Origin of the sequence: Ochrobactrum sp. A-1 (assembly GCF_022488005.1) — a bacterium.
Taxonomy (GTDB): Bacteria; Pseudomonadota; Alphaproteobacteria; order Rhizobiales; family Rhizobiaceae; genus Brucella.
The window spans coordinates 65297-81923 of record NZ_JAKVQC010000002.1 but is presented as its reverse complement, the minus strand read 5'-3'; the positions used below and the strand labels follow the sequence as shown (position 1 = coordinate 81923).

Sequence of the window (16627 nt, the reverse complement as noted above, 5' to 3'; positions counted from 1 at the left end):
TCGAACCTGCTCCGCTTCGAGACCGAAGCGCAACCAGCCAGCCGATCGACGACATCCGGGAAGTGTCGAACTATGTCGATGCGATGATGTATGGGCTGGTGCGTCGAGAAGAGCCGCCGCTGCAGATTCTGCTCAGCCTGACGGCACATAAAATCAACGCTCCGTCAATGACGAACAATGTCAAAGAGGCGCGACCAATGGAGAATTGAGTATCACGTCTTTTTCAGAATTCCGTAACCACGATCATCTGCAAGAAAGATAATACCGCGATCTTCAAATACATTTTTTATCCGAACCAGCGTTTTCGGCCGAAGCACCTCTCCACGCTCCAAGCGGACGATAGTCTGTGTCGATACGTTGGCTTCGGCCGCCAATCTCAACACGCTCAATCCCAATGCTATTCTGGCAAGCTTACATTGAAGGCCGTTCATATCACCATGCCATGGTGAATTTTGTTGCACATCGGGCGATTATCCTATAGCCTACCGAAATTGCGGCCGTTCTGGGTGTTAGGACCACCCAAAACGACCTGACCACAACCAAGCTGTAAGGAGCTCGGATCATGGCTGATTCTGAGAATAGCAGAACTTTGCCTTCGTGCACCCATAGAAACCTTCTCTTCTCCGTAGCAGACTTTCTCACTAGGCAAACCGAACCGGTTCCGAGTTATCCCTGCATCGATCCGGCGCTGCCGAAATGGAATATGTGGCAGCAAGCTTATAAGGAGTTCTGCCAGATTTCCCGGTTGCAGCAGCATCTGGAAACAGAGATGCTTCGCACCGTCGGCGAGCCTTTCATTGAAATTGATGTTCCAGGCGAGAAGCCCGTGAAGGTCAAATCTGAAAGAGATATCGAACTGTTCCTTCCGGGACCCGAGCTGGAAGAGGCCCGCGAGAACGCAAAAGAGGCCTTGAAAAAGCACTACGCCCTCCGCGACGTTGCTGACAAATTGTCCGGTTACAGCCGCGCGCTTGCAGCGGAGGATATCGCGTCCGGGCGTGAGCAGGCGGCGGCGCGCGCACTTTGGGAAACCCAGGCCAGATCGCTGGAAGGGATAATTGCCAAGCTGCATGTGCTCATTACCCTTGGTGTCCTCGAACCGGATTGCGATGAGTTTCCATGGAAACCTCTCCGCTCCGTACTCGCCGATCTGTTGGAGATGAGCCGGGACGAAGCAATCAATCCTTCCTTTCGGGCTTGATCAGTTCCTCGACACTCACTTCGAGCGCTGCCGCAAGCCTAGCCAGATTTTTCAAAGTCGGTGAATGCTTGCGGTTCTCGAAGTTCTGGATCGTCGAGCGGTGCAAACCTGCGCGAAAACCGAGCTCCTCCTGAGAGAGCTTTCGCACAAATCTCAATCTGGTCAGGTTCCGGGCAAAGGTGTCTCGATCATCCATCCTTAAGTTATTGCGTTCTGTCGAGTATTCCACTACAGAGTAAACTCTACAAAATGAGGAGGGCTTCCAGCCGGGACGCAAACCCGGTGAGGAGGAATTGTCATTCGCGGGAGAAGCACGATCCAGACCGGGCGTGCTGCGAATTCAAAAAGGGAGCATTCATATGAAGGTCTATGGCCAAATCCGCCCGGCACTGATCGTTGCCGGTCTTGGTCTTTCGGTTCTTGGAAGCCTAGCGGCATTGCCTGCGAGCGCTCAGGCACTCAAGGTTGCCACGGCATACAAACTCATGACGCTCGATCCGCATTACGCCGATCTCAACGAGAATGCATCGTTGCTTTCGCACATTTATGAGAGGCTTGTTTACCAGGACGAGAAAATGCAGCCAGTGCCCGGACTGGCAGTTTCCTGGAAGCAGATTTCCGATACACAATGGGAATTCAAGCTTCGCGAAAACGTGAAGTTTCACGACGGATCGCCGTTTACCGCGCAGGACGTCATCGCGACAATCGAGCGCATACAAGACTTTCTCAAGCCCCCGAGCGGGGGAATGGCAGCCTATACCCAATCCATCCAAAGCATTACCGCGCCAGATCCGCTCACTGTCATATTTGAAACGAACGTCCCTGCCCCGGCTCTGCCGCTTTCCTTGTCATCAGTCTTCATCACGCGGCATCAGGACAGTGGCTTCAAAACCACCGACGAACTGAATAGCGGTTCGGCGGTTATTGGAACCGGTCCCTACAAGTTCGCAAGCTGGCAATCCGGTGAAACCCTCAAACTGACCCGCAACGATGAATATTGGGGGAGCAAGCCTGGCTGGTCCGATGTGACATTTCGCGTTGTGGAAAGCCCGGCCGCGCGCGTCGCAGCCCTGGCTACCGGCGACGTCGATCTTGCGGACTTCATTCCGGCGCGCGATGTCGACACACTCAAGCGCCGCGGCGCAAGCATTGAGAGCACGAGCGCGGCGCGCTCCAACTTCCTGCAATTTGACACAGGTCGTGAGAAGCTGCCGGGTGTCACCGACAAAGAGGGGAAGCCCATTGCGAACCCTTTCAAGGATGTTCGCGTTCGAAAAGCGCTGACGATGGCAACCGATCGCGATTTTCTGGCGCAGAAAATCCTCCTGGGCTATGGCACTGCCGCAGCGCAGCTCTTTCCAAATGGATTGCCCGGGACATCGCCAAAACTTACGGTCAGGAAACCGGATTTCGAGGACGCGAAAGACCTGCTTGCGCAAGCCGGATATGCGGATGGCTTCAATGTCATGATTGGCGGTCCGGGCGGCCGTTATCCCGGTGACAGTGAAACATTGCAGGCTGTTGCGCAGAACTGGGCCCGCATAGGCGTGAAGGTGCAGCCAGCCGTTGCCCCCTTCTCCGTTTATGCAAATAAGCTAACACAGGGCGACTATCCGGTCTGGTATGCCGGCTGTTCGGGCGACGCGGTCACGATCTGTCTTAATGCTGTTCTTGCGTCGCGCGATGACAAGCGCAAATCCGGGTCGCTCAACTATGGCGACTACCGCAACCCGAAGTTCGACGAAATGCTTGTCAGGGCGGAGGCAATCGAGGTCGGTCCGCGGCGCGACGAAGCGGTAGCGCAGGCAAGCGAACTTGTCATGTCCGATTACCCGATAATTCCGCTCTACCACTTTCACCACATTGCAGGTTACGGCAAGCGCGTTGCTTCCTACACGGTTCATACGCGCGGCTGGACCACGGCCATGCAGGCCAGGCCGGCGGGAGAATGACCATGGGTCTGCTTGCTGCAATTTCGAAGCGGCTCGGACAGGCCCTGGTGCTTTTGTTCATCATGTCGCTGATCGGATTCATCGGAATCCATAGCGTTGGAAACCCGGTTTTCAACATCGTCAACATGGAAACCGCGACAGCGGAAGACATCAGGAATGCGACCGTCGCGCTTGGACTGGACCAGCCGGTCTGGCGGCAATATCTGATTTTCGTCCAGTCGCTTCTCACCGGCTCGTTCGGAACATCTTACATCTATCACCAACCGGCTTTCGCACTCGTCATGAGCAAACTGCCGGCAACCTTTGAACTGGCTTCGGTCGCAATGCTGATTGCAGCCCCGACAGGCGTATTGCTTGGCCTTCTGGCCGGCAGACGCCACGGCAGTTTCCTTGATCGGCTCATTCTCAGGACCAACGTGTTCGCGCTCAGCATTCCGGCATTCTGGCTAAGTATGATGCTCATCCTGGGAGGCGCAGTCCTAACTGGCTGGTTACCGTCCGGAGGGCGTGGCGATACGTTCACCCTGCTAGGCCTGGAGTGGAGTTTCCTGACCAGGAACGGCTTGCTGCATCTCGTACTCCCGTCTCTCGCCCTTGCAATACCGAACATCGCACTCATCGCAAGATTGGCGCGGGCTGGAACCGTGGAGGTGGAGAGCCTGGATTTCATCCGCTTTTGTCGAGCCAAGGGGCTATCAGCAAGACGCATCCTATTCCGCCACACCTTGCCCAATATCAGCATTCCAATCGTTACGGTGATCGGACTTCAGTTCGGCGCGATGCTCGCCTTTGCGGTAGTTATCGAAACGATTTTCGCCTGGCCAGGTGTCGGCAAGCTACTGATCGACTCGATACAATTGCTTGATCGTCCCGTGGTGATGGCAACGCTTACTTTTGTTTCCGTTACTTTCGTCCTGCTTAACGCACTCGTTGACCTTTTCCACGCGGTGCTTGATCCGCGCGTGCGCCACTCGTCATAAAGGTAATCTGCCATGAATGCTGACACCGTTAAGCGATTGTGGAAAAACCCTCCGTTCTTTCCCATAACCGCGTCCGCATTAGTTTTTCTCGCTTTCGTCCTTCTTGCGCTCCTGGCGCCACTGATTGCACCACAAAACCCGTACGATCCCCTTCAGGTGTTCGGATGGGAAGCTTCCTCGCCGCCGGGAACAGCCGGCGGCGAGGGCATCACCTATCTACTGGGTACTGACGGACTTGGCCGCGATATCGCCAGCACGATACTTTATGGCTTGCGCATCTCGCTGACAGTATCATTGGTCAGTACAGCAATCGCAGGCCTGATTGGCCTGACGGCGGGCGTCAGCGCCGCCTACTTTGGCGGCTGGATCGACGCCATTATCATGCGCACGGTCGATCTATTCCTGAGCCTTCCGTCCATCCTGATCGCTTTGATCGCAATAGTGACACTCGGTCCTGGCGTCGACCGTATAATTCTCGCGCTGATTATCGTGCAGTGGGCAAGTTACGCCCGTGTCGCTCGCGCCGTGGCATTGAGCGAGAGGAGCAAATCCTACATTGATGCGGCCCATCTGCTGCGGCTCTCGCCTCCTCGCGTGATCTTCCGCCATCTTTTGCCAAACAGCATCGCGCCGGCACTCACGCTCATTCCCATCGAAATCGGCCACGCCATCGCCCTTGAGGCAACGCTCTCGTTTCTTGGGCTCGGCGTGCCGGTGGACCGGCCATCGCTCGGTTCCGCGGTTGCCAACGGCTTCCAGTACCTGATGACGGGGCAATACTGGATCAGCTTCTTTCCGGGGCTGGCTCTCTTCGCACTGATCGCCAGCGTCAACTTCGTCGGTGAAGATGTCCGCCACAAGCTCGATCCAAGGAGTAATGCGAGATGAGTTTGAGACCAGAACCTCTCCTGGAAGTCACCAACCTGTCCTTGCAGTATCGCACAACGGCTGGACCGGTTCCGATCCTGCATAATGTAAGCACGTCACTTGGCAGGGGTGAAATCCTGGGCGTTATCGGAGAATCGGGTGCTGGGAAGTCGACATTGGGTAACGCCGTTCTGGGCTTGCTCGGGCAGAGATTCGAGCAAATCTCCGGCTCGGTTGTCTTCGATGGACGCCGGCTCGGCCGGAACGAAGGCAGTACCGACATCAGGAACAGGAAAATCGCGTCGATTTTCCAGGACCATACGTCGTCGCTCGATCCTTTGATGAGTATCGGAAAGCAACTGGAGGAAGCGATACGCGTTTCGCAACCAGCCTTTTCCCGGCAAGAGATCCGTGACCGGGGGATCGAACTCCTCACGCGTGTCGGCATTGCGGCTCCAGAAAGCCGGTATGACGATTATTCTCACCAGTTTTCCGGTGGTCAGCGTCAGCGTATTGTAATCGCCATTGCGATTGCCGGATCGCCCGATCTTATCATCGCGGACGAACCTACATCGGCGCTCGATGCAACGGTACAGAAGCAAATTCTGCTGTTGTTGCGGCGTCTTGTCGATGAGACCGGTGTGTCGATCATTCTGGTCACGCACGACATGGGCGTGATTGCCGAAATCGCAGACATGGTTCTTGTGATGCGTCACGGGCGTGTCGTCGAGCAGGATGCAGTTGAGGTCCTTCTCGACACGCCGAGCAACGACTACACGCGCAAGCTTCTTGCAGCCGTTCCACGACTGCGAATATCACCAGACGCCTCGGTATCAGGTCCGGATAACAAGGCGCACAAAACCAGTGATTTGAAAGAGAACCGTTATGAGGCACCGTCCAGTTTTCTGGCTGCTCGCGATGTCTGCCGCACATTTGGCACGAGCGGCCTTCCCTGGCCATTTCGAAAGGCGCCACCGGTGCAGGCGCTCGATCACGTTTCGATCGAGCTTAAACGCGGTAGCATTACCGGTATCATCGGGGAGAGCGGAAGCGGAAAGACAACCATGGGGAGAATTCTCACCGGTTTGCAGACGGCCAGCGCCGGTGAGTTGCTGATCAACGAAACCGGATTCGATCTTTCCCGCCGAGGATCGCGAAATGGACTTTTGGGGCGGGTGCAGATGATCTTTCAGGATCCCTCGAGCTCGCTCAATCCGAGAATGACTATCGGTCAGACTTTGCTCGAGGCTGCCCGTTTCGCGCAAAACCGAACTGGGGACGCGTGCCGTACGGAAATCGACCGCATAATGGACCGGCTCGGTCTTGCCCGAAGTTTTCTGTCACGGCATCCCCACCAGCTTTCGGGCGGACAGAAACAACGTGTCTGCATTGCCCGTGCGCTCCTTGCGCGCCCGGACATCATCGTTGCTGACGAGCCTACATCGGCGCTGGATGTGTCTGTCCAGGCAGAAATCCTGTCCTTGTTGAAGGAGACGGTTTCTACAGGTGGCCTCTCGATGATTTTCATTTCTCATGATCTCGCTGTCGTGCAGGAACTTTGCGACTTCATCTACATCTTCAAGGACGGGCGGGTGGAAGATGCGGGGCCATCTGAAACGATCTTCTCGCATTCGCAAAATGCCTACACGAGGAGTCTCGTCAACGCGCGCTCGGGAAGATTTATCCTTTGAGCGGATAACCGGGAGGTTCCAGCGGAGCCGTTGGGCTTTGCTGGCGCCTGACTTGTCGATCCTTGCCTTGAACACTGAAGGGGCCACAGATGCCAGGAAATTCCACTATTGCGATAACCGGACAATCGCTAATCAAGCACGACACGCGCCACATTTCCAATCCAGCTTTTCAGGAAGTCATTTCAATCCTGAAAGCAGCGGACCTTTCGTTTACCAACTTCGAAGGAACCATTTTAGGGCGCCACGGAGGATGGCCGTTGAAGGGGGCGTACTTCGATTGCAGCGAGCCTTTCGTTCTCGACGCTCTCAAAGACATGGGTTTTGGAGCCCTGTCACTGTCCAACAACCATGCTTTCGACCTCGGTCCTTCCGGAATTCTATCGACACTGGAAGAGGTGGAAAAGCGCGGTTTTGTTCATGCAGGTATCGGTCGCAATCATCGGGACGCAGCGCAGGCCGGCACCGGTATGTTTGGCAATCGGGAGATGGCGGTTGTGGCAATGGATGGCGGGCCGGGTCCCGACATCATGTATGCAGACGATGAGAGAGGCGACCGCCCGGCACGCCCCGGGATAAATCGGCTCGGCCTGTCCCAGATCCTGGACGTTGACGCCACCGCATTCGACGAATTGCGTGCGATGCGTGAGAAGGTCGGATATACCGAGCTCGCTTATATAAACGACAGTCAACCTAACGATCCTCGCCCGGTCAACGAGGAGGATGAAATCTGCATAGCTCGTGCAGTATTCCGGCGTTCACAGAACTTTGCGCGAAGCGTAAAAATCGACGGGCCGGATTTTGCCCGAAATCTGGACACGATCGCAACCGCTGCCGAGCGCGGTTCCCTCGTAATAGCCTATCTGCATCATCATCACTGGGCCTCCGACTGGCTGGACGTCCCCGGATGGGTTGAGAATATCGCCAGAAACTGCATCGACGCGGGTGCGGCGGCCTTTGTCTGCCATGGAGCGCCGGTCTTACAGGGCATCGAAATCTATCGAAACAGGCCGATTTTTTACAGCATGGGGAATTTTGTATTCCATGTCCCTTCAGAGGAGGGCACGTGGCGTGCGCCCGAGGTCTGGGAAAGCGTAATCGGCCTGTGCACGTTCGATTCGGAAAACCGCCTCGTCAAGGCGGAGGTTCACCCGTTGATCATCGGTGGCGAACAGGCATCCGGCGATACAGAGCACGCGGAACGCCTCGTTCCGGAACTGGCAAAAGGGAAAACCGCGGACCGCATCCTGAAGCGTCTCGCCGCGCAGTCCGAGCGGTTCGGTACCGCCATGGAAATTGCGAACGGTTGCGGCGTCCTCAGGATATGAGCGACCCAACTGCGCATTTGCCGCCAAGTCCACGCGCTTGCCCGCGAACCAACCGGAATGGTCAATTTCAGCAACGGAAAGCCCCGTCATCATGACTCGCGATCAAGAACTGACAGAACGATTTTTCCGCTATCTTGCGGTACCAAGCCAGAGCGATTTCACGTCGTCTGAACTGCCGTCGACGCCCGGCCAGCTTCAATTGGCTCGCCTGCTGGCTACCGAACTGCAGGAGCTCGGGCTTCAGGATGTGGTCGTAGACGATCAGGCAATCGTAACAGCGCTTCTGCGGGGGAAGCGTCCCGGTTGCCCACGTATCGGATTTATCGCGCATCTCGATACGGCCGATATTGGACTGTCTCCTGAAATCCGACCCGCGGTCCACCGCTTCACGGGCAGCGACATTTGCCTGAACCGTGAAGCCGATATCTGGTTACGGGTTGACGAGCATCCGGAAATTCGCCGCTGGCAGAATCAGGACATCATCACAGGAGATGGCACGAGTGTTCTGGGAGCAGACAACAAGGCAGCGATTGCCGTCATAATGACGGTTCTCGCCCATCTCACTGACCCGACATGCCATGGCGACATTTTCGTTGCTTTCGTTCCGGATGAGGAGATCGGTTTGAGGGGAGCCAAAGTCCTGGATTTATCGCGTTTCCCTTGCGACTTTTCCTATACAATCGACTGCTGCGAAGTTGGAGAAGTGGTCGTTGAAAATTTCAACGCGGCATCTTGTGAAATCATTTTTCATGGAGTGAGCGCGCATCCAATGTCGGCGAAGAACAAGCTCGTAAACCCCCTCTTGATGGCGCAAAACTTCGTAGCGCTGTTTGATCCGATGGATACACCGGAACACACGGAGGGACAGGAAGGATTTTTCTGGTTCACCGATCTCAAGGCTGACGACAGCAGTGCAAGACTGCACGTGCTGATCCGGGATTTTGACGATGACAATTTTGAGCGCCGGAAACAGAAAATTGCAGAATCCGCAGAAATTATAAGGCGCAAATATTCGGCTGGCCACGTGGAGTACCACCTCACCGACGCATACCGGAACGTCGGCCCCCGTCTGAAACAGGATCCGCGGCCAATGAAGCTGCTGCTCGATGCACTCGAGAAAGTCAACATTGAACCGAGGCTCATATCCATGCGTGGCGGCACGGACGGCGCAGTTTTGTCAGAGCGTGGTATCGCGACGCCGAACATGTTCACCGGAGCCTACAACTTTCATTCGCGTTTCGAATTCCTGCCGGTGCCAGCCTTCGTAAAGTCATTCGAAACCGTGCTCACGATATGTCAACTTGCGGCCAGGATGTGATCGGCAAGCCGTAACGGGCTTCACCCATCATGCAGAATAGGCAATCGGGAAACTGTTGTGGCGACTGGCGAAAATAAAGGATCGTGCTCACAATTATCGGCATTTTCTGTTCGGATTTTCTGACTACGGAGATCTGGTGAGGCTCACGCTGTTTGTGCAATGTGAATGCCAACCTCTTGGGCTGCTTGCAATCGGCGGCAGCATGCTAAGGTTAATGGCCAATTGTGTTGGTGTAGTGAGAGCGGAGCATCGATTGATCCCCCCTGTAATGCTCCTCCGATGTTGGAGAGAACGGTGACGAAGTGTTTGAAGGTCGGAGAGCGGCCGGAATCCTTTAAGGCTCCCTCGCACGAAGCCTATCGGCCAATCGCGTCATGAGGTCCATGCGTTCGTGGAAAATCGCCAGGACCAAGGCGGGTCGGCGCTCAAGTGGCAGGCAAAAAACGTAGTGATGTCCGCAACGTGCCATCCGCGGCGCGGATTACAGTTCCCTCATGTCCCTGAAATAGCCCTGTCTGGCGGCAAGGCTGACGATACCCTGTTCCAGCCTAGCTATATAATGACGCACCTGCGCAGCGCCCCACTGCTTGCGTGTGTAGCGGATGACGTTGCGCAGGTCGGCTTCTGACTCTGTCGTGAGGACGTAGGCCGTCAAGCACGATCACCGGTCAGTTCTTCATCCAGAATTTCACTGACGTTCCGGTGGGTATGTTCCCCGCAAGCCCTTCATTAATACGATTTCCGAGCAGCATTTTCAGTTCGTGCCAAGCCTGATCAGCATCAGCATCGCCAGGAAACAGGCGTTCCAGGGCATACTGCTTAATCGTCTTGCCCTGCAGGGTCGCCAGCACCTTCAGGCTTTAGTGCTGCTGGTCGTTATGTCGATTGTCAGACGGCGCATGGGAGAAACCTCCAAAGAAATACATAAACCCACATTAGCACATATGTATGGCTATCATGGATGCAATGTCTCAAAATCATCGCAGAATAGATTATAAAGCGGTAACCTTCTTATCCTGCTTTGTGTGACGGTGATCAAAAAAGCGCAACGCCGCGATGTAGAGATCGCAAAGTGGATTGCAAAAAAGTGGAGCGCGTAAAATTAACTGAGAAATTTACCAAATATGTTTCTGCCGCCGGCTGAGGCTTGCCGTACTCATGGCCGATGATCGGAAAACCAAGAACATGACCCCAATTTCCCGCCAGAGCGCCATTTCTAGCGAACAGCATGCTCGTTTAGCGAAACCCAACTCTTAACAACGCAGACGGCGGTGCACGCCCTTGGGTTGATATGACCGCCAAAGTTCCTGCGCCTGTCCCTCTCGAGCTATCGTCCGGTTGGCACAATGTTTAGCCCTTGTAAATCAGTGCCTTTCGGTCTCAGAATTCGAGAGCGCAATGCGGCGTGGAAATCAGCCTTCCGGTGTCGTTTCGTCTCGTCCCGGAACTGTTAGGTTTGCTCGCAACAGGTCCTCCGGCGGCACTTCCAGAATTGCCGCCAGCGTAGCAACCATATCGATGGTAGGGCTATAGACGCTTCGCTCGAGCGAACTGACATATGTGCGGTCAATGCCTGCCAGATGGGCGAGTTTTTCCTGCGACAGCCGCCTGGCATGCCGGAGTTTTCTCAAGTTTCGCGCAAAGATCTCACGAATAGTCATATTCGCAGTCATGCGCGATGTGGTGCATTCAGCTACGGAGTAAACTCGACATTATGCCGAGCGCGCTGTCTATAGGAACGGGACGACAGACGCAAGCGCACTTGCGGGTTTGAGCGAGCGCTGCGGCGTCCCGTGAACTGTCGCGAAATCCGAAGTGACGTTATCGTACGATGCAGATCAGGTTGCGCCCGCTGCTTCCTGATCGCTGACCAGACGGCAAACCATCAGCACATCGTCAATTTCACGGCCATGATCGAGATAGCCAGCCGGAATCCTCCCGACCTCCACAAACCCCTCTCGCTGATAGAAACGTATCGCGGGGGAGTTTTCTGCTTTGACTGACAGCTCAAGTTGCCGAAGCCCCGCATTGCGCCCGAACTTTTTTACCGTATCGAGAAGACTTTTTGCCAGACCGCAACCGCGCAGAGTAGCGTGCACATAGACCATGACAACCGATGCACGATGAGCCATTCGTCCGGGCCGTTCGCGCAGCAAACCGATCAGGCCAAGCGGGATATGACCTTCAAAGGCAACAAATATCGGCTCTTTCAGTCGACTTCGCCACTCCTCGTCAGACATCAAAGCCCACTCTTCAAATGTGCTTGCGAATGCCTCGGGCTCACATGAAAGCGCCTCCAGACGGATCCGACGAAATATATCGACCTCGTTTAGACCGATACGCCTGATCGTTATCGTTTCCCTTCGCGTTTGCATCATCCGGATCGCCTTGTCAGAACTGGTCGTTGAATATCTGCGACGGGTCGATAAGGCACGAAGTACCTGGCGCAACCTGCCTGTGGCGGGCAAAACGCGCACAACATTCAAGCCACATCTCATCTGCTGAAAAGCCCGGCATATCCGAGGCAGTCTCGCGAAGCGTCCTGGCCATTAGTAATTCCGCGATTGACTCAGCCGAATGACCTGCTCGCGCAAGCAACCTTAAGGGTTCAGCGGTCGTCGGCGCGATTGTTCGGTGTCCCCACAGGCTCGGCAGTTCGTCCTGCCGTATTGCTGCTGCCAGCTCCCTGTCTGCGGGAAGGGCAGACGAATCCAGCGCTTTCAGCAGCGCGCACCGCATCAGCGGAAAGTAGATGATTTGCCGACTGCCTCCCAGCACACGCAGCCCTGGAAGAATAGCAATAACGAGAAATACGAGAAACAGGCTGGGCACGATTTCACCGCTTCGAAGGGCCCGTGCCAGAGCGGGAGGCTTGAAGGAAACCTGATATCTACCGGAACTGTCGCGCAAGACACCATTTTCCAGTTCCAACCTCTTCATCTGGCCATCGCGGACCATCCAGAAGAAATCTGTATTGAATTTGAACCAGCCGGCCCATGGACTGCAATCAACTTCACGTACCGCGAAGATAAACGACCCGATCAGCTCGGGTCTTTCGATAAAGCATCTCGAAAGCCAGGAACCCTCGTCCTCGAGATGCTCCCTCACGAGTTCGGCCATATCACTTTCGTCCATTTGGAGAAAGTTCACCTGTGTTCCGAAGAACTTACGCCATAGGGTCCGGTTCGCGGATTTGATAGCATCGGCTGCGGAAGAGAATTCCGCATCTGGCAAAATCTGTAACAATTCGTTCCGAAGAGGGATGCTCGAACGTGAACATTCCGGCACCATGGCGAAGCGTAGCGGCATTTGCCGACTGAAAATGCTAAGCGACGCCATCTTGCTGCGGGACAAGCCGAAAACATTAATGTTCTGGTCATCGAGCCGTAGCCATCCGGGCCCCTTTTTCAACTTCTCGGTGAACTTCACGGTGGAGACTGAATAGTTGATGTACCAGCTCTGCGACTGAGCTCGCAAACCTCCAAGACAGAACAGATGCGTGAAAAATGCGTCCGGCTCGATAATAAGGTGACAATGCGGCCCGGTCTGGATAATGGGCCGGATACGGAGCTGATCCAACAGTTGTGCGATTTCGGCGGCATCATAGCCCGAACGCGCTGCCTTGCGACAAAGGAGGGTATAAAACTTATTAAAGGCATCCTGCCGGACAGGGTGTTTCGATAATTCGAACCCGTCATAAACGGCTGCGGCATATGTTTCCACCGGCCGCTCCCAATAATCGCTGACCAGCGGGACAAGGCGGTTCAATGCTTGCCGAAGATCTGCGGTATTACTCATGACTTTTGTCTCCTACAGTCGGCCTCCGATGCAGCGCGGGAATTTTGAAGAAACATACCCCCGCTGGCAGCGAGGACTACGAGGACGCCGGAACCGGCGAAAAGGAACGAGGCGGACAATGCGTCGCCGAGGAGAGCGACCAACGCGTAAACTGCAAGGCCTGCCCCCGTGGAGAGCATATGAATCGCGCCCCTTGTCCGTCCCGTCGACCCGAGGTTGACGGTCTGCTGAACACGAGCGTCGATGAATACGCGTCCCAGGTTGCAAGATGCACCAAGGATGAGGGTCGCGATCAGCGTCAGCCGCGGATCGGGAATCAAACCCAGAGAAACGAGCGCCAGGCCAGAAACAAATAGCGGTGCAACAAGTCCGTGTTTTGGCACACCGCTGGCGAAACCGAACAGCAGGAAGACGCAAACCATCGCGGAGCCAAGCGCCCACGCTGACTCCGCCCAGCCAAACAGCGCAGCGTTGCCCTTCAATTCGTTTGCAACGTAGGACGACATGGCGACGTTCATCAACACGCCGACCGCAAACGAAAGACTGTAGTAAAATGCCGGAAAAACCAGTCGGTTATCCGTCAGATGCCGTATCGCCAGAATGTGTTTCAACCTGAACCCGATGACGCCCCCGGCCGCGCCTGACCGGGCAAGGGACAGACGAAGACTTCTGATCGCCATGGCGGAGACCAGGAATATCGTTGCTGTCGCTGTGTAAAGCGCGTTGTTTGGAAGATGATGCAGGAACGCTCCAGCAAGAAGTGCACCCATGAAACTGCCGGACTGCATCATCATGTAAGAGGCTGCATTCACACGAACAGCGCATTCCGGGGCCACCAGCGACGGGACGATCGATTGCATCGATGTTAGATATCCACGGTCCGCCATGGAGAATAAAGCAATCGATATGAAAAACGGCCAGATTTCTGCTGTTGTGGTCGTTGCAATGCCCGTTGCCACGCTGACCAGCGCACGGACAAAGTCGAAACCCATGGAAAGCCGCCGTCGGTCGATCAGATCGGCGAGGTAACCGCTAATGCCGCTTGAGAAAAACTGGGCCACGGCGCCCGCCAGGAGCATGGCCGCGACCTGACGAACGCTGTCAGTCCGGGTCAGGACAATCCAGGTCACCGACACGAAGTAGGCCGTGCGACCGATATTGGATAGTAGCATTGCTCCCATGAAGGGCGCGAGGACAGCCCGGTTCACCGAAAGTCGAACGGGACCCAGGGGCGCGTTCCCTTTCATCACGCCCGTACAGCTTGCCGGAACGGGGCCACATTCGTGGAGAAACCAGGTAGTGCCTTGGGAAGATCCTCATAGCAATATTCAAACGGAATGCAGGGTTCGCACAGCGATCCGGCGAACGATTTCAGGTTCCAGAGATCGTTGCTGGCGGCCAGTGTATAGAAGTTGCCGCTGTTCCAGGTGATAGCGGCGTGATTGAAATGTTCACCGATCGCTGCCGCCATTTCCGCCAGCGTGACTTCGTTCTCGTTCATCCGTTTGAGGATCAGCCTGTTCTTCCGGGCCACTTCTTCCGCCGAAAAGAACCTTGCCTTGTAGCCGAAATCTTTCTGCAGTTCTCTGTGAGCATATTGCTGCTCGTCGGGGTGCCTGAATTTCTCGTTGAAAATGAATATCCCGTCATCTTTTAGGAAACTTTTGACGAAGCCGATCTGCGCACTCCGGTTTGGCGAATACATCTGGAATGTCGTATCCTCCACGATGATATCAAAGCCACCCGGCAGTTGCTTCAAAATCGGATCGGTTTCCATAAATTCCATCGTCAACCTGTGAAAAGGCCCAAGAAAGAATGACGAGAATTCAGGCTTGCCATGAGTATGGAAGCTCTCCTCGTTTTCCTTGTTCGGACTGCAGGACAATGTCAGGATTGAGCCCGCGGCCATTTTGCCGAGGACGCGCGCCATTGTTCCCTCGGCCGCCCCCAGAACATAGTAGCCGACCGGCGCACCGGCGCCCCCTTTCCGCGTGCCATAATCCAGCAGCGCGGCACCGAGCCTGATTTCCTCTTCGAGGCGATAGGGGATGCTGCTGAAATAATGGGGATCAAAGCGACCCCATGATTTTTCATGTTCGGTGCTAAAGCTCAGCAACTGTTGATCGTGTTGCAGCAAGCGGACGTCGGGGATTGGCCGCTTTGCGGGCATGCCAGCTTTACCAGCCGCCGTTTCGGAAAAAAATGCAAACATCTCATTGAGACGCGGTGCATTTTCGCATTCCGCCAAAAATTCAGACGAAGGTCCGGACATAACGCCATGTCTCCTCGTTGATTTCCGCAGTCCAGGACGGCTGGTTGTCGCCCTGGTCAAAGCGGCATTTTCGTCACGTCTTGCGATCAGAACATCGCGCCGCTCACGATGGTAGATGCAGATCTGCATCCCTCGGCATTGTCTTTCGAGCAGATCCGGCCCTGCCAGAATTGCAAAATTCTGGCAGTCACTTTTCGGGTTTCAGGTGATCGGCCAGCGTCTCGCAGACAGGCATCTTGGGAATGGGACCCGCGATTTTCACACACGATGGCAATGCGAGGCGCGCAAACCCGTCCGGATCGTCTGGCGATGAATCGATCGCGCTGATTTACCGGTTGCGGCATTCAGCGGTGATATCGGATTTCACAATGCCGGCTAGCAAAGCGCCACGAGTTCTTCGTGCACCGCCAATGCAATTGCGGCATTTATATTGGGCGCACGCAGCTTCAGTTTCGCAGAAGAGAGATACAGACGAACAGTTCTTATCGACAGATCAAGCCGATGGGCGATTTTCTTTGGGGCGTCGCCACGTGCAAGCAGTTCCAGGCACTGCTTTTCGCGGGGAGACAGTTTTGTTGCCGGTAATCTTGATGCGAGACCCGCGAGAACCAAACTGCGATCGAGCAGGAAGTGGGCGAGCGAGTGGAAGTCGCGCAGCAGCGAAGCGCGCCGTTGAAGCCAGCTTTCATCGGTTTCAAATGAAGTGAGTGTGACCAGCGCTGTCTCCCGGCGCGGGCCGCGGATGGAAACTGAAATGCCCTGGGTACCCACACCATAGGATTCAGCCTCTGCAAACAACGCCCGCATGCGGGGACTTGACCTGTCGATGTCGGTCCAATCCAGCGGCAGGAAGCTTTTTGCACCCTCTTGCACCACCGGATCGATCTGGAAATAGTCCCGCTCGAAGTACCGGGTTTTCCAGTGCTCTTCGTAGGTTGCTATGATGAGCGGATCGCTCAACCCGACCCTGGGCGAAGAGATAACATGAAGCACCATGTTCGCTACAGCATAGGTGGACCGCAATTGATCCACGTAGCATTCGAGGGCAGTCATGGATTCTACTTTAGCGAGATCCTCAAGAGCCTGTTCAAGCAAAAACATCATCTTCCTCCCTTTTTGCGGGGAGGTACCAAAACCGGCAATAATGCAATGGTCCCGCTGCGGTAACGCGACCTCCCCCGTTCCCGAGGAGTCGCGGTGGAACCCACTGGTGGCTTGCACGA

The 16627-nt window shown here is 55.3% G+C and carries 17 protein-coding genes and 1 pseudogene; 8 read left to right on the top strand and 10 right to left on the bottom strand.

Translation table 11 applies throughout. The features are described from left to right. Positions 1–152: pseudogene (locus MKS82_RS01185) on the top strand (Fic family protein); the annotation flags it as partial. Positions 153–212: 60 nt separating this feature from the next. Here MKS82_RS01185 and MKS82_RS01180 read toward each other — a convergent pair. Then, the gene (locus MKS82_RS01180) at positions 213–431 is read right to left on the bottom strand and encodes a helix-turn-helix domain-containing protein (protein WP_031346749.1); all 219 of its coding nucleotides are present in this window, start codon (positions 429–431) and stop codon (positions 213–215) included. 338 nt (positions 432–769) lie between these two features. Between MKS82_RS01180 and MKS82_RS01175 the strand changes: the two genes are divergently transcribed. Further along, positions 770–1201, top strand: coding sequence for a hypothetical protein (locus MKS82_RS01175; RefSeq protein ID WP_240578260.1), 432 nt, complete (start codon positions 770–772; stop codon positions 1199–1201). On the opposite strand, the gene MKS82_RS29620 is transcribed toward MKS82_RS01175, so the two are convergent. Next, entirely contained in the window at positions 1179–1397 is a 219-nt protein-coding gene (locus MKS82_RS29620; RefSeq protein ID WP_021586775.1) for a helix-turn-helix domain-containing protein, read from the bottom strand. The genes MKS82_RS01175 and MKS82_RS29620 overlap by 23 nt on opposite strands. A gap of 163 nt (positions 1398–1560) precedes the next feature. On the opposite strand from MKS82_RS29620, the gene MKS82_RS01170 reads away from it, so the two are divergent. The 6 genes from MKS82_RS01170 to pepT all read left to right on the top strand — a co-directional run bounded on the left by MKS82_RS01170 (position 1561) and on the right by pepT (position 9334). After that, positions 1561–3153, top strand: a complete 1593-nt coding sequence (locus tag MKS82_RS01170; RefSeq protein ID WP_240578259.1) for an ABC transporter substrate-binding protein — start codon at positions 1561–1563, stop codon at positions 3151–3153. 2 nt (positions 3154–3155) lie between these two features. After that, positions 3156–4133: an ABC transporter permease gene (locus tag MKS82_RS01165; RefSeq protein WP_122066810.1), complete on the top strand. Its 978-nt coding sequence runs from the start codon at positions 3156–3158 to the stop codon at positions 4131–4133. A 12-nt stretch (positions 4134–4145) separates the two neighbouring features. Continuing rightward, positions 4146–5021 (top strand): ABC transporter permease, encoded by an 876-nt coding sequence (locus MKS82_RS01160; protein ID WP_240578258.1) that lies wholly within the window; start codon positions 4146–4148, stop codon positions 5019–5021. Next, positions 5018–6691 (top strand): ABC transporter ATP-binding protein, encoded by a 1674-nt coding sequence (locus MKS82_RS01155; RefSeq protein WP_196107414.1) that lies wholly within the window; start codon positions 5018–5020, stop codon positions 6689–6691. The genes MKS82_RS01160 and MKS82_RS01155 overlap by 4 nt, the downstream gene beginning before the upstream one ends. Positions 6692–6780: 89 nt before the next feature. Next, a complete protein-coding gene (locus tag MKS82_RS01150) occupies positions 6781–8016 on the top strand; it encodes a CapA family protein (protein WP_196107415.1) in 1236 nt (411 codons plus the stop codon). A gap of 91 nt (positions 8017–8107) precedes the next feature. Continuing rightward, the gene (gene pepT / locus MKS82_RS01145; protein WP_196107416.1) at positions 8108–9334 is read left to right on the top strand and encodes a peptidase T; all 1227 of its coding nucleotides are present in this window, start codon (positions 8108–8110) and stop codon (positions 9332–9334) included. A 481-nt stretch (positions 9335–9815) separates the two neighbouring features. Here pepT and MKS82_RS29615 read toward each other — a convergent pair whose 3' ends face one another. The 8 genes from MKS82_RS29615 to MKS82_RS01105 form a co-directional block, all read right to left on the bottom strand. Continuing rightward, on the bottom strand, positions 9816–9989 hold the full coding sequence (locus MKS82_RS29615) for a type II toxin-antitoxin system RelE/ParE family toxin (RefSeq protein ID WP_318284097.1): 174 nt from the start codon (positions 9987–9989) through the stop codon (positions 9816–9818). 13 nt (positions 9990–10002) lie between these two features. Then, entirely contained in the window at positions 10003–10185 is a 183-nt protein-coding gene (locus tag MKS82_RS01135; protein WP_240578257.1) for a hypothetical protein, read from the bottom strand. A gap of 561 nt (positions 10186–10746) precedes the next feature. Further along, positions 10747–10995: a helix-turn-helix domain-containing protein gene (locus MKS82_RS01130; protein ID WP_031346743.1), complete on the bottom strand. Its 249-nt coding sequence runs from the start codon at positions 10993–10995 to the stop codon at positions 10747–10749. Positions 10996–11172: 177 nt separating this feature from the next. Continuing rightward, on the bottom strand, positions 11173–11709 hold the full coding sequence (locus MKS82_RS01125) for a GNAT family N-acetyltransferase (protein ID WP_196107421.1): 537 nt from the start codon (positions 11707–11709) through the stop codon (positions 11173–11175). Between the two features lie 16 nt (positions 11710–11725). After that, positions 11726–13132 (bottom strand): hypothetical protein, encoded by a 1407-nt coding sequence (locus tag MKS82_RS01120; protein WP_196107417.1) that lies wholly within the window; start codon positions 13130–13132, stop codon positions 11726–11728. Continuing rightward, positions 13129–14304 carry an MFS transporter gene (locus MKS82_RS01115; protein ID WP_240578256.1) on the bottom strand — a complete coding sequence of 392 codons (1176 nt, stop codon included), beginning with the start codon at positions 14302–14304 and terminating at the stop codon, positions 13129–13131. The genes MKS82_RS01120 and MKS82_RS01115 overlap by 4 nt, the downstream gene beginning before the upstream one ends. Before the next feature lie 74 nt (positions 14305–14378). Further along, positions 14379–15404, bottom strand: coding sequence for a class I SAM-dependent methyltransferase (locus tag MKS82_RS01110; protein WP_112672678.1), 1026 nt, complete (start codon positions 15402–15404; stop codon positions 14379–14381). 375 nt (positions 15405–15779) lie between these two features. Then, complete coding sequence (locus MKS82_RS01105) at positions 15780–16625, bottom strand: helix-turn-helix transcriptional regulator (RefSeq protein WP_162713542.1); 846 nt, start codon at positions 16623–16625, stop codon at positions 15780–15782. Positions 16626–16627 lie beyond the last annotated feature (2 nt).

What these genes read in the sequence shown, in the direction of transcription:
- pepT (WP_196107416.1), top strand. Translation starts at nt 8,108, where the DNA reads ATGACTCGCGATCAAGAACTGACAGAACGATTTTTCCGCTATCTTGCG.
- MKS82_RS01150 (WP_196107415.1), top strand. Translation starts at nt 6,781, where the DNA reads ATGCCAGGAAATTCCACTATTGCGATAACCGGACAATCGCTAATCAAG.
- MKS82_RS29620 (WP_021586775.1), bottom strand. Translation starts at nt 1,397, where the DNA reads ATGGATGATCGAGACACCTTTGCCCGGAACCTGACCAGATTGAGATTT.
- MKS82_RS01165 (WP_122066810.1), top strand. Translation starts at nt 3,156, where the DNA reads ATGGGTCTGCTTGCTGCAATTTCGAAGCGGCTCGGACAGGCCCTGGTG.
- MKS82_RS01120 (WP_196107417.1), bottom strand. Translation starts at nt 13,132, where the DNA reads ATGAGTAATACCGCAGATCTTCGGCAAGCATTGAACCGCCTTGTCCCG.
- MKS82_RS01115 (WP_240578256.1), bottom strand. Translation starts at nt 14,304, where the DNA reads ATGCTACTATCCAATATCGGTCGCACGGCCTACTTCGTGTCGGTGACC.
- MKS82_RS01155 (WP_196107414.1), top strand. Translation starts at nt 5,018, where the DNA reads ATGAGTTTGAGACCAGAACCTCTCCTGGAAGTCACCAACCTGTCCTTG.
- MKS82_RS01180 (WP_031346749.1), bottom strand. Translation starts at nt 431, where the DNA reads ATGAACGGCCTTCAATGTAAGCTTGCCAGAATAGCATTGGGATTGAGC.
- MKS82_RS01170 (WP_240578259.1), top strand. Translation starts at nt 1,561, where the DNA reads ATGAAGGTCTATGGCCAAATCCGCCCGGCACTGATCGTTGCCGGTCTT.
- MKS82_RS01110 (WP_112672678.1), bottom strand. Translation starts at nt 15,404, where the DNA reads ATGTCCGGACCTTCGTCTGAATTTTTGGCGGAATGCGAAAATGCACCG.
- MKS82_RS01160 (WP_240578258.1), top strand. Translation starts at nt 4,146, where the DNA reads ATGAATGCTGACACCGTTAAGCGATTGTGGAAAAACCCTCCGTTCTTT.
- MKS82_RS01125 (WP_196107421.1), bottom strand. Translation starts at nt 11,709, where the DNA reads ATGCAAACGCGAAGGGAAACGATAACGATCAGGCGTATCGGTCTAAAC.
- MKS82_RS01175 (WP_240578260.1), top strand. Translation starts at nt 770, where the DNA reads ATGCTTCGCACCGTCGGCGAGCCTTTCATTGAAATTGATGTTCCAGGC.
- MKS82_RS01130 (WP_031346743.1), bottom strand. Translation starts at nt 10,995, where the DNA reads ATGACTATTCGTGAGATCTTTGCGCGAAACTTGAGAAAACTCCGGCAT.